Origin of the sequence: Rummeliibacillus suwonensis, from assembly GCF_007896435.1 — a bacterium.
Lineage (GTDB): Bacteria > Bacillota > Bacilli > Bacillales_A > Planococcaceae > Rummeliibacillus > Rummeliibacillus suwonensis.
In genome coordinates this window covers 34,144-47,538 of the sequence record NZ_VCBL01000003.1, presented here as the reverse complement: position 1 = coordinate 47,538, position 13,395 = coordinate 34,144, and the positions used below count along the sequence as shown (strand labels likewise).

Here is a 13,395-nt window from a genome sequence, read left to right as displayed (position 1 = left end):
TTCAACGAAATCCCCTGCAAAATCATTTATTATTTTTTTATTATTCTATCATGGGATTTCTTGTTGTCTCTACTACTTCGTTTTAAAACCTTCGCAATTTTCAATACATGCTCTAAACTTTTCTTTGTTTCATGAAAATTCATGGTGGCCGCCGGATTTCGGGCGATAATGACGTAGTCCATATTTTGAGGAAGCTCATCGTTTAATTCTAAGAAGCTTTGTCGGACATAACGTTTAATTTGATTTCTTGTGACTGCCTTTGCAATTTTTTTACTGACAGATAATCCAATTCTAAATTCTTCTTGTCCATCTTTTTCAAGACAGTAGACAACAAATTGACGGTTCGCGAACGACTTTCCTTTTTTAAATACTTTTTGAAAGTCCTCGTTTTTTTTAATTCTGCGGCGTTTTTTCATTTTTGCACCTGCTTATTCTTTTTTCTTCTTCGCCCTCATATTATAAAAGAAAAAAGACCACTGAGTTTGTTCAGTGGACCCATGCTTATGCTGATAGTACTTTTCTTCCTTTACGACGACGAGCTGCGATTACTTTACGACCATTTTTAGTAGCCATACGTGCACGGAAGCCATGTACTTTACTATGCTTACGTTTTTTTGGTTGATATGTGCGTTTCATTTATATGACACCTCCTGATAAAAATCTATTATCTAATATTACAGACAGTCTTGTATATTATAGCTATTACCATCCTATTTTGTCAACTATCATGAAAAGCAAACTTCATATTCGCTTAACATTTTTCTTCTTTTTTATATCCAAGTTATCCACAATTTATCCTGCTCCTCATCTATTCTTCTGTGAACATTTTTCTGCACCAAAAAATTATCCACAACACTTATTCACGAATTTTACACAAGTCCATACGTTGTGGATAACTTATTTATGTATATTTATTCATTTTGTGGATAACATCTTAAAGCTCTTGTCATTCAATATTTTTCTTGATACAATTATTGTGTTTTATTCTGTCAATAAATCTTTCTATACAAAATCTTATCCACAATTGTTGATAACTTGTGGATAATTTTATCCACCAAGGTATAATAAGATTTATCCACAGAATGTGTTTACTGTGATTAGCAGTTAAACTATAATCTAATATTGCTATAATTTTTCATCCAACACACAACACAATCATCTGTAAAATTTTATAACTTTATAGAATAGTTTTTAAGAAAAGGAGAAAGAGCTTGGAACATATTGAAGAGTTATGGGATAAAGTACTCTCAGAAGCGAAGCAAAAGATCTCCAAACCAAGCTTTGAAACTTGGCTGAAATCAACGAAATTGTTGGCCTATACTGGTGATACTGTAACGATCGCGGCGCCCAATTCTTTTGGTCGTGAATGGCTCGAAAATCATTACGTTCACTTAATTGCAGCTATTTTAGCTGAATTGACCGGAAAAGATTTACGCATTCGTTTCGTTGTTCAACAGGATCCGAACATAGAGAATTTTGATATCCCATCTACACCCATTCAAAAAAATTATGATGAGCAACCGGATACTTCTTTGAGCATGTTAAATACAAAATATACATTCGATACATTTGTCATCGGATCAGGAAATCGTTTTGCACATGCAGCTTCATTGGCGGTAGCAGAGGCTCCCGCCAATGCTTACAATCCGCTGTTTATCTATGGTGGCGTTGGTCTAGGTAAAACCCACTTAATGCACGCTATTGGACATTATGTATTGGAGCATAATCCAAAAGCGAAAGTTGTTTATTTGTCATCTGAAAAGTTTACAAATGAGTTTATTAATTCGATTCGCGATAACAGAGCAGAAGAATTTCGCAATAAGTATCGCAATGTAGATGTGTTACTAATAGATGATATTCAGTTTTTAGCAGGAAAAGAATCAACTCAAGAAGAATTTTTCCACACTTTTAATACGTTGCATGAAGAATCAAAACAAATCATCATCTCTAGTGACCGTCCTCCTAAAGAAATACCGACACTGGAGGATCGTTTGCGTTCACGCTTTGAATGGGGGTTAATAACAGATATTGCCCCACCAGATTTAGAAACACGTATCGCTATTTTACGCAAAAAAGCGAAGGCTGATAACTTGGATATTCCAAATGAAGTCATGCTCTATATTGCTAATCAAATCGACTCGAATATTCGTGAATTAGAGGGCGCACTTATTCGTGTAGTTGCATACTCTTCTCTTGTAAATGAAGACATTACAGCTGAATTAGCCGCTCAAGCATTGAAGAATATTATCCCAAATGCTACTCCACGTACACTAACAATTTTAGATATTCAAAAAGCTGTAGGGGAACACTATCATATAAAACTAGAGGACTTTACAGCTAAAAGACGTACAAAATCAATAGCATTTCCTAGACAAGTAGCTATGTATCTATCCCGTGAAATGACGGATTGTTCTTTGCCCAAGATAGGTGATGAATTTGGAGGCCGTGACCATACGACGGTCATCCATGCACATGAAAAAATATCATCGCTCTTAAAAGATGATCAAGGTCTTCAACAAGATATTAAACAGATTAGAAGTATGCTAGGCAAATAAGTTTTACTGTGGATAACAAGAAAGATAACAACAAATTTATACACAGTCTATCTACATGTGGATAGACTGATTTTATTTGAGTTAGAAGACTTATCCACAAATCCACAGCGCCTATTACTATATCTACTATTTTTTAAATAATAATTAATATATTAAGTGAGGTCATTAACAATGAAATTTGATATCATGAGAGATCGTTTGCTTGACGGGTTAAATGATGTCATGAAAGCCGTAAGTTCAAAAACAACCATTCCCATTTTGACAGGCATCAAAATTGATGTATCAACAGAAGGCATGACATTAACAGGTAGTGATGCAGATATTACCATCCAAACTTCTATTCCTGTAGAAGAAGATGGAGAACAAATTATCCACGTACATGAAACAGGCTCTATTGTCTTACAAGCTAGAATGTTCAATGAAATTGTTCGTAAGTTACCTACAAATGAAGTAGAAATTGAAGTAACAAACAACTTCCAAACAAGAATCCAATCAGGTAAATCAGATTTCCACTTAATTGGACTAGATGCAACTGAATATCCAATGCTTCCTGAAATTTCACCGGATCGTCAAATCACATTGCCTTCCGATTTGCTGAAAGCGATTGTTCGTGAAACTGTTTTTGCTGTTTCTGCAAGCGAAAGTCGCCCCGTGTTGACAGGTGTAAAGTGGCAAATTAAAGAAGATGGTTTAGTCTGTGTTGCAACAGATAGCCATCGCTTAGCTCGTCGAAAGGTTACTTTAGAACATTTGCCTACGGAAGAAGCAGATGTTGTTATTCCTGGTAAAAGTTTAACTGAATTAAGCAAAATCCTAAGCGATTCAACTACACCTGTTGATATATTTATGACGAACCAGCAAGTTTTATTCAAAACTTCTGATGTTTTATTTTTCTCCCGCTTATTAGAAGGGAATTATCCTGAAACTTCTCGTTTAATTCCAGAAGAATACAATACAAATGTAACAATCAACGGAAAAGCTTTGTTGCAAGCGATTGATCGTGCATCATTACTGGCTCGTGAAGATCGAAATAACGTTGTTCGCTTTTCTACTTTAGGAGAAAATACAGTCGAAATCTCTTCAAATTCCCCTGAAATTGGGAAAGTTGAAGAAGAGATCCAAGTAGAATCTCTTGAAGGTGAAGAATTACGCATTTCATTTAGTGCAAAATATATGATGGATGCCTTAAAGGCAATCGATGGACAAGAAGTTATTATTCAATTCACAGGTGCAATGCGTCCATTTATCATTCGTTCTGTGCACGATGATGCTATACTACAACTCATTTTACCTGTACGAACTTACTAATTGTTTTATGAATATAACTTATTTCCTAAACGTAATTAGTACCTGGTGCTAATTGTGCGGTTTGCAAGAGATTTTTCTTAGAAAGGATGGTCCTTTAAGTGACTATCCTTTTTACTTATGGACAAAAGTTCGATAAAATAGATATAGGATTTGATTAGACGTAGAGGATGAAAAACAGTGAATGATATTGTATTAGAAAGTGAATTTATAACACTGGGGCAATTTCTTAAGAGGATGGATGTTATTAGCTCAGGTGGAATGGCTAAATGGTTTTTGCAAGAGAATGATGTCTATGTAAATGGTGAGATTGATCGTAGAAGAGGTCGAAAACTACGTGTAGGAGATTTAGTAAGTATTCCGGGATATGGTAGATTTCATCTGGTAGAATCTCAAAGCGAGGAATAACATGTATATAGAGCGACTAAAGCTGACTAACTATCGGAATTATGAATCTCTCGATTTATCTTTCTCTCCGAAGATTAACGTTTTCATTGGTGAAAATGCACAGGGTAAGACAAATGTGATGGAGTCTATCTATGTGTTAGCTATGGCTAAATCCCATCGGACATCAAACGAAAAAGAATTGATACGCTGGGAGAAAGACTATGGTAAAATAGAAGGTGACGTTCAGAAGAAATATGGTCATCTACCGTTAGAGTTGACGATTTCTAGAAAAGGAAAAAAGGCAAAAGCAAATCACTTAGAACAAAGTCGTTTAAGTGATTACATTGGGCAGATGAATGTCGTAATGTTTGCCCCAGAAGATTTAACTGTAGTGAAAGGCAGTCCTCAAATTAGAAGACGTTTTCTCGATATGGAAATCGGACAAATTTCTCCAGTATATTTACATGATTTATTGACTTTTCAAAAATTGTTGAAACAACGTAATCATTTACTTAAACAAAATCAAGGTAAACAAACATTGCAAGATGTAATGTTTGACGTGTATACAGAGCAGTATATTGAAGCGGCTGTAAAAGTCATCCATAAGAGATTCCACTTTATGGAATTGTTGCAGGGATGGGCAGACCCTATTCATTATCAAATTTCAAGGAATCTTGAAAAGATGAAAATCCGCTATCGTCCAGTTAGTGGCATGGATGGTGAATGGTCACAAGAACAAATGGCTATTCATTTAGCTTCGAAATTAAAAGAATCCTTGCCTCGAGAATTAGAAAGAGGCGTTACACTTATTGGACCACATCGAGATGATTTACAATTTATCGTAAACGGTTATGATGTACAAACATATGGATCACAAGGTCAACAACGGACAACGGCTTTATCACTTAAATTGGCTGAAATAGAACTTATTAAGCAAGAGGTTGGGGAAGCGCCCATCTTGTTACTGGATGACGTTCTTTCGGAGTTAGATGATTACCGTCAATCCCATTTACTGAATACGATTAAAGGTGAAGTACAGACTTTTGTGACAACCACAAGTGTAGAGGGGATAGATCATGAGACAATTCGTGAATCAGCGATGTTTCATGTGAAACAAGGTTCCGTGGATACTGAGAATATCTAGTATTCCGCGGATTTTATAGGTTTAAGAGAATTATAAATAATGCATACTAATGCCATGAAAGAGTAGGTGGAACAATAATGGCAATCGAAGACAATAACAAGCCTGTTGCATATGATGCCGAGCAGATTCAAGTATTAGAAGGTTTAGAAGCCGTTCGCAAACGTCCTGGTATGTATATCGGTTCAACCAGTTCCAAAGGGTTACATCACCTTGTTTGGGAAATCGTAGATAATAGTATTGATGAAGCATTAGCGGGCTATTGTACCGAAATTACAGTAGCAATTGAAAAGGATAATTGGATTCGAGTAGAAGATAATGGCCGAGGTATTCCAGTCGATATCCAAGAAAAAGTGGGAAAACCAGCTGTTGAAGTTATTATGACCGTACTTCATGCCGGAGGTAAATTTGGCGGTGGAGGATATAAGGTATCAGGCGGTTTACATGGTGTAGGGGCCTCTGTTGTTAATGCACTTTCTGTAGAAACCATCGTACAAGTCCATAGAGATGGCCATATACACGAAATTAAATTCAAACGTGGGAAAACTATTCAACCTTTAAAAGTTATTGGTGATACAGATCACAATGGTACAACAACAAGATTCAAAGCGGATGCTGAAATCTTCAAAGATACAACCACTTATGAGTATGATATTCTTGCCCATCGTGTTCGTGAACTTGCTTATTTAAACCGTGGAATTAGAATTTCTATTATTGATGAGCGTGATGAAGAAATCCGCCAAAACATTTACCATTATGAAGGTGGTATTAAATCCTATGTTGAACATATTAACGAGAAGAAAGAACCACTTCATGAAGCAATCGATTTAAAAGGTGAAAAAGACGGTATTTCAATTGAAATCGCGATGCAATACAATTCAGGTTTTTCATCCAATATTTTCTCCTTCGCAAATAATATCAATACTTACGAAGGCGGCACACATGAGTCCGGTTTCAAGACAGCGCTTACCCGTGTGATTAATGATTACGCTCGAAAAAATCATTTATTAAAGGATTCAGATGCTAATTTATCAGGAGAAGATGTTCGTGAAGGTCTAGTGGCTATTGTTTCCGTCAAACATCCAGATCCTCAATTTGAAGGACAAACAAAGACAAAGTTAGGTAATTCTGAAGTAAGCACTATTACGAACTCATTATTTTCTGAACGCTTTGAAAGATTCTTGCTGGAAAATCCGACAGTTGCTAGAACTATCGTAGATAAAGGTTTAGTTGCATCTCGTGCGCGTGTTGCAGCTAAAAAAGCTCGTGAAATGACTAGACGTAAATCAGCGTTAGAAGTATCAAGCTTACCTGGAAAACTTGCAGACTGTTCTTCTCGTCATCCTGATGAGTGTGAAATTTACATCGTAGAAGGTGATTCTGCAGGTGGTTCAGCAAAATCAGGCCGAGATCGCCATTTCCAAGCTATTTTGCCACTTCGAGGAAAAATTTTGAATGTTGAAAAGGCACGTTTAGACCGTATTTTATCAAATGCTGAAATTCGAGCAATGATTACCGCTATCGGTACAGGAATTGGTGAAGAATTTGATTTAGAAAAAGCACGCTACCATAAAATCGTTATTATGACAGATGCCGATGTAGATGGTGCTCATATTAGAACTTTATTATTAACATTCTTTTTCCGCTTTATGCGACCACTTATTGAAGCCGGCTACATTTATATCGCACAGCCACCACTATATAAAGTGGCACAAGGTAAGCATGTAGAATATTGCTACAGCGATAAAGAATTACAAGCTATTTTAGAGCGCTTACCTAAGCAACCAAAACCAGGTATTCAAAGATATAAAGGTCTTGGTGAAATGGATGCGGAACAATTATGGGATACAACAATGGATCCAGAATATCGTGTTCTATTGCAAGTTGAATTAGATGATGCCATTGAAGCGGATCAAACATTTGAACAATTAATGGGCGATGATGTTGAACCAAGACGTCAATTTATTCACGAAAACGCAGTTTATGTAGAAAACTTAGATATTTAGAGATTTCTGAAGGGAGGTCAAAATTTTGTCTGAAACAAACAACTCCGGAGTTAAAGGAGTTAAAATTACCAAAACAATTAAAACTTCATTTTTAGATTATGCAATGAGTGTTATCGTTTCTCGTGCATTACCAGATGTTCGTGATGGTCTTAAACCTGTACAGCGCCGTATTTTATATGGAATGCAAGAGTTAGGTAGTACTTCTGATAAACCATATAAAAAATCCGCTCGTATTGTTGGGGACGTAATGGGTAAGTATCACCCTCATGGTGACTCTTCTATTTACGAAGCAATGGTTCGTATGGCACAAGATTTTAGCTATCGTTATATGTTAGTAGATGGTCATGGTAACTTTGGTTCTGTCGACGGTGATGGAGCGGCAGCAATGCGTTATACAGAATCACGTATGTCTAAAATCTCAATGGAAGTGCTACGTGATATCAATAAAGATACGATTGATTTTCAAGATAACTATGATGGTAATGAAAAAGAACCAGTAGTGTTACCTGCTCGTTATCCAAATTTACTTGTTAATGGTGCTTCAGGGATTGCTGTTGGGATGGCGACCAATATCCCACCACATCAATTAGGAGAAGTCATTGATGGTGTATTAGCCGTTTCTAATAACCCTGCTATCACTACAGAGGAATTGATGGAAATTATACCTGGGCCTGATTTTCCAACTGGTGGATTAATACTAGGAAGAAGCGGTATTCGTCGTGCATATGAAACAGGCCGTGGCTCTATTATTATTCGTGCTCGAGTTGAAATTGAACAAAATTCAAATGGTAAAGAAACCATTATTGTTCACGAACTTCCTTATCAAGTCAATAAAGCACGTTTAATCGAGAAGATTGCGGAATTAGTACGCGATAAGAAAATCGATGGTATTACAAATATCCGTGATGAATCTGACCGTACAGGAATGCGCATCACCATTGATGTTAGAAAAGACGCAAATGGCAATGTTGTACTAAATAACTTATATAAACAAACAGCTATGCAAACAAGCTTTGGTATTAATATGCTGGCTCTTGTTGGTGGACAACCAAAAGTTTTGAGTTTAAAAGAAACCTTGTATCATTACTTAGAGCATCAAAAAGTGGTCATTCGTAGACGTACTGAATTTGAGTTACGCAAAGCTGAAAATCGTGCTCATATTTTAGAAGGCTTACGTATAGCACTTGATCATATCGATGAAATTATTAGTTTGATCCGTGCATCTCAAACAACTGAAGAAGCGAAAAGTGGTTTGATGGAAACATTTAGTTTAAGTGAACGACAAGCACAAGCCATTTTAGATATGCGTTTACAACGTTTAACAGGTTTAGAGCGAGACAAAATTGAGGCAGAGTATCAGGAATTATTGAAGCTTATTAAAGAATTAAAAGAAATATTAGCAGACGAAGCAAGAATTCTTCATATTATTCACGATGAATTGTTAGACATAAAAGAACGTTTTAATGATGCACGTCGCACAGAAATTACTTCTGGCGGCATGGAATTGATTGAAGATGAAGATTTAATCCCACGTGAAAATTCAGTGATTACATTAACGCATAACGGCTATATTAAACGTCTTCCTGCCAATACGTATCGTAGTCAACGACGCGGTGGTCGTGGTGTACAAGGTATGGGAACCCATGAAGATGATTTTGTAGAACATCTACTGTATACATCGACACATGATACGATTTTGTTCTTTACTTCAAAAGGTAAAGTATTTAAAGCGAGAGGTTATGAAATTCCTGAGTTTGGTAGGACAGCCAAAGGATTACCTTTAGTTAATTTGTTAAATGTTGAAAAGAAAGAAAAAGTAACGGCTATGATTCGTGTAGCATCATATGATGAAGATGCATACTTTATCTTTACGACACGTACAGGAGTTACAAAACGTACGCCATTATCGAACTTTGCCAATATCCGAACAAATGGTCTAATCGCTATTTCATTACGTGATGATGATGAGTTGATCTCCGTTCGTTTAACAGATGGTAAAAAGGAAATTATTATCGGTACACATGATGGTATGCTAGTACGTTTCAACGAGAAGGATATCCGTTCAATGGGACGTACTGCGGCTGGTGTTCGTGGTATTCGTCTAAGAGATGACGATTACGTGGTAGGTATGGAAATTATTGAACCAGATCAAGAAATTCTTGTTGTGACTGAAAAAGGTTATGGCAAACGAACTCCTGAGGGAGAATACCGTTTGCAAAATCGTGGTGGCGTCGGTATTAAAACTTGCCAAATCACAGATAAAAATGGCCCTCTAGTAGCTGTGAAAACAGTTGATGGTCAAGAAGATATCATGCTTATGACGATCAATGGCATGCTCATTCGTATGGATATCAATGATATTTCAATAACGGGAAGAAGTACTCAAGGCGTGCGTTTAATTCGTTTATCTGATGATGAGTTGGTTGCCTCCGTTGCAAAAGTCAAAAAAGAGTCTGACGAAGAAGAAGATAGTGAAATAGATTATTCAGAAGCAGCCGAAGAGAATGCTGATGCAGAGGATACCAATGCAGAGGATAAGGAAGACCCAGAAGAATAATTGATCCATATCAAAATGAATATTTAAAAACAAAAAGGGATGCGTGTCAGCTCCCTTTTTTGTTTTTTATATCACAAATATGGAGGGGGATTTAAAAAGATCTTATTCTCCTCTCTTTTCCCCTTTTTTCTGCCTCTCTCAGCCGTGTGCTGATGAGCTAAGCCTCCCCATTTTGAGGTAAATGTGAAAAGTTCTATGTAAAGTTTTTGATAAAATAATAGCTATATTTGAGGGTACCTATATTTTTTTATAGAATCTTAGTCGTTCAGCTGTAGTTAGTAGAAAAATACGTTATAATGAACGATAACCTGAAATAGAATGTTTAATATATTATTACTATATATACACATGAGTAGTAAGCCTTATATCAAGACTTAAGTAAATTTTCATGAGTAATTTGTACATAAGAAAACCTTTTATACAGAAAATCCATAAGGTGGCTAAATTATGCCGCCATCATCTAGTATGAAAAAAGTTGGTTAGAGGACAAGGTGGAAACAACTCTCTGTAAAAGCTCGATTGGTTCAACGAATGCATAGTTTGAGATGAAGAAAATTTCCATTTATGTGAAGGTTCATTTTGAATTTTGAGTGGGCTAATAGAGATCAGTTTGTTTTTTTACATGTTCTTAATAAAATTCAATGGTATTCATTCTATAATTACAATTGGAAAAAATTCAGTTACAATAAATCATAGACAAATCAAGTGCAAAGGGTGGTAATTTATTTGGATACTAAATTAGTAAGAGTGTCCGACTTGCGATTAGGCAGTATCATTGCAAAAGATATAAAAGCCAACACTCAATATCCGATTATTTATAAAAATACAAAGATTACTCGTGAACATTTACCGGTGTTGCAGGCCTTTCAAATTTCCCAAGTTCCTGTAATTACTTCTTCAATCGAAGCTAAAGAAAATGATGCCACCATATCAGAGGAGCAGGAGAACATAGTTGCCACTGTTGCTAGTACACCGTTTGAAAAGAAATACAGAGATGTTGTTGAAAAATTCAAAGTGGAGTTTTCAAACTGGGAATCGGGTAGCAATGTAAATATCACAAAAATTAGAGCGTATATATTACCTTTAATTGATAATGTATTAGAAAAAAGAGAACGAATTTTTATTTTAAATGAATTTTCAACAAGTAAGGACTACATATATCATCATTCAGTAGCTATTAGTTTAATCTGTGCGGTGATTGCTCAGAAAATGGGGTATAGCAAAGGGGATATACTTCAAATCGCTATAGCAGGGGCTGTAGCAGATTGTGGAATGGCGAAAATTAATAAAAAGATACGAGACAAAAATGGTCCTTTAACGGAATATGAATTTAAAGAAATCCAAGAACACCCATATTACAGTCTTCAAATGATCAACGGGATATCAACGCTTAAATCAGAAATGAAAATAGCCGTATATCAACATCATGAAAGATTAGATGGCAGTGGTTATCCAAAAGGCGAAAAAGGAAATAAGATTTCAATCTTTGCACATATCATTGCTGTAGCTGATGTTTTTCATGCGATGACATGTGAAAGAATATATCGTTCAAAAGAGTCACCATTTAAAGTTTTAGAGATGATCCGAGAGGCTGAATTTGGAAAGTTTAATATTCAAGTTGTGCAAGCATTAATTACTTGTGTGGCGGATTTATCATTGGGATCTAAAGTTGAATTATCAAATGGTCAAGAAGGTTCTATCGTATTTACGAACAAGACTTCTGCCACCAGACCTGTTATTAAATTAGATGGATCCAATGATATAATCGATCTTTCAAAGAATAGAAGGATATATATTGAACGCCTGCTATTAGAAGAATAAAGAATTTCTCAACCTGATGTTTATTTATAAAAATTTTATATTCTCTAAAAAAGTGTTGACATTTTAAAAATAAATAGATAGACTATATAAGCCGCTAACAATTGATGATAAGTTAATTAAATAGCCAAAAGCATTTTGTCAGATATAAATTAAATAATTTATTGACAACTAATGCTATTGTTGGTATAATAATTAAGTTGTTAAATGATAGCAATATGAACCTTGAAAACTGAACAAGCAAGACGTTAATCAATAAAATTTGTTCACTAACCTCCGTTAGTGACAAAGACAAAATAGATATCATCTTCGGATGATACGCTAGCAAAGCAAATGAGCTTTCAAACTTAACTTTTATGGAGAGTTTGATCCTGGCTCAGGACGAACGCTGGCGGCGTGCCTAATACATGCAAGTCGAGCGCATGACGAGGAGCTTGCTCCTCTGATTGAGCGGCGGACGGGTGAGTAACACGTGGGCAACCTGCCCTGTAGACGGGGATAACTTCGGGAAACCGGAGCTAATACCGGATAATCCTCTTCCCCACATGGGGAAGAGTTGAAAGGCGCTTTCGCGTCACTACAGGATGGGCCCGCGGTGCATTAGCTAGTTGGTGGGGTAACGGCCTACCAAGGCGACGATGCATAGCCGACCTGAGAGGGTGATCGGCCACATTGGGACTGAGACACGGCCCAAACTCCTACGGGAGGCAGCAGTAGGGAATCTTCCACAATGGACGAAAGTCTGATGGAGCAACGCCGCGTGAGTGATGAAGGTTTTCGGATCGTAAAACTCTGTTGTAAGGGAAGAACCAGTACGTCAGGCAATGGACGTACCTTGACGGTACCTTATTAGAAAGCCACGGCTAACTACGTGCCAGCAGCCGCGGTAATACGTAGGTGGCAAGCGTTGTCCGGAATTATTGGGCGTAAAGCGCGCGCAGGTGGTTTCTTAAGTCTGATGTGAAAGCCCACGGCTTAACCGTGGAGGGTCATTGGAAACTGGGAGACTTGAGTGCAGAAGAGGAAAGTGGAATTCCAAGTGTAGCGGTGAAATGCGTAGAGATTTGGAGGAACACCAGTGGCGAAGGCGACTTTCTGGTCTGCAACTGACGCTGAGGCGCGAAAGCATGGGGAGCAAACAGGATTAGATACCCTGGTAGTCCATGCCGTAAACGATGAGTGCTAAGTGTTAGGGGGTTTCCGCCCCTTAGTGCTGCAGCTAACGCATTAAGCACTCCGCCTGGGGAGTACGACCGCAAGGTTGAAACTCAAAGGAATTGACGGGGGCCCGCACAAGCGGTGGAGCATGTGGTTTAATTCGAAGCAACGCGAAGAACCTTACCAGGTCTTGACATCCCGATGACCGCTCTAGAGATAGAGTTTTCCCTTCGGGGACATTGGTGACAGGTGGTGCATGGTTGTCGTCAGCTCGTGTCGTGAGATGTTGGGTTAAGTCCCGCAACGAGCGCAACCCTTAATCTTAGTTGCCATCATTTAGTTGGGCACTCTAAGGTGACTGCCGGTGATAAACCGGAGGAAGGTGGGGATGACGTCAAATCATCATGCCCCTTATGACCTGGGCTACACACGTGCTACAATGGACGGTACAAAGAGTCGCTAACTCGC

The 13,395-nt window shown here is 37.3% G+C and carries 9 protein-coding genes and 2 other annotated features; of the genes, 7 read left to right on the top strand and 2 right to left on the bottom strand.

Annotation, left to right across the window (positions count from 1 at the left end; all coding sequences use genetic code 11):
- Positions 1–29: 29 nt before the first annotated feature.
- Together rnpA and rpmH are read right to left on the bottom strand one after the other, a co-directional pair.
- Positions 30–416 carry a ribonuclease P protein component gene (rnpA, locus tag FEU33_RS15645; protein ID WP_146550423.1) on the bottom strand — a complete coding sequence of 129 codons (387 nt, stop codon included), beginning with the start codon at positions 414–416 and terminating at the stop codon, positions 30–32.
- Between the two features lie 85 nt (positions 417–501).
- The gene (rpmH, locus tag FEU33_RS15640) at positions 502–636 is read right to left on the bottom strand and encodes a 50S ribosomal protein L34 (RefSeq protein WP_066791201.1); all 135 of its coding nucleotides are present in this window, start codon (positions 634–636) and stop codon (positions 502–504) included.
- Positions 637–1,211: 575 nt separating this feature from the next.
- Between rpmH and dnaA the strand changes: the two genes are divergently transcribed.
- From dnaA to FEU33_RS15605, 7 genes are all read left to right on the top strand, one after another.
- On the top strand, positions 1,212–2,555 hold the full coding sequence (gene dnaA, locus FEU33_RS15635) for a chromosomal replication initiator protein DnaA (protein WP_146550422.1): 1,344 nt from the start codon (positions 1,212–1,214) through the stop codon (positions 2,553–2,555).
- Positions 2,556–2,726: 171 nt separating this feature from the next.
- Positions 2,727–3,863, top strand: coding sequence for a DNA polymerase III subunit beta (dnaN, locus tag FEU33_RS15630; protein WP_146550421.1), 1,137 nt, complete (start codon positions 2,727–2,729; stop codon positions 3,861–3,863).
- A gap of 177 nt (positions 3,864–4,040) precedes the next feature.
- On the top strand, positions 4,041–4,268 hold the full coding sequence (gene yaaA, locus FEU33_RS15625) for a S4 domain-containing protein YaaA (RefSeq protein WP_146550420.1): 228 nt from the start codon (positions 4,041–4,043) through the stop codon (positions 4,266–4,268).
- A 1-nt stretch (position 4,269) separates the two neighbouring features.
- Complete coding sequence (gene recF, locus FEU33_RS15620) at positions 4,270–5,391, top strand: DNA replication/repair protein RecF (protein WP_146550419.1); 1,122 nt, start codon at positions 4,270–4,272, stop codon at positions 5,389–5,391.
- A 77-nt stretch (positions 5,392–5,468) separates the two neighbouring features.
- A complete protein-coding gene (gene gyrB / locus FEU33_RS15615; RefSeq protein WP_146550418.1) occupies positions 5,469–7,394 on the top strand; it encodes a DNA topoisomerase (ATP-hydrolyzing) subunit B in 1,926 nt (641 codons plus the stop codon).
- 25 nt (positions 7,395–7,419) lie between these two features.
- Entirely contained in the window at positions 7,420–9,951 is a 2,532-nt protein-coding gene (gene gyrA, locus FEU33_RS15610; protein WP_146550417.1) for a DNA gyrase subunit A, read from the top strand.
- 726 nt (positions 9,952–10,677) lie between these two features.
- Positions 10,678–11,772, top strand: a complete 1,095-nt coding sequence (locus FEU33_RS15605; RefSeq protein ID WP_146550416.1) for an HD-GYP domain-containing protein — start codon at positions 10,678–10,680, stop codon at positions 11,770–11,772.
- Between the two features lie 358 nt (positions 11,773–12,130).
- Positions 12,131–13,010: a sequence feature (16S ribosomal RNA rRNA prediction is too short), on the top strand.
- 60 nt (positions 13,011–13,070) lie between these two features.
- Positions 13,071–13,365: a sequence feature (16S ribosomal RNA rRNA prediction is too short), on the top strand.
- Positions 13,366–13,395 lie beyond the last annotated feature (30 nt).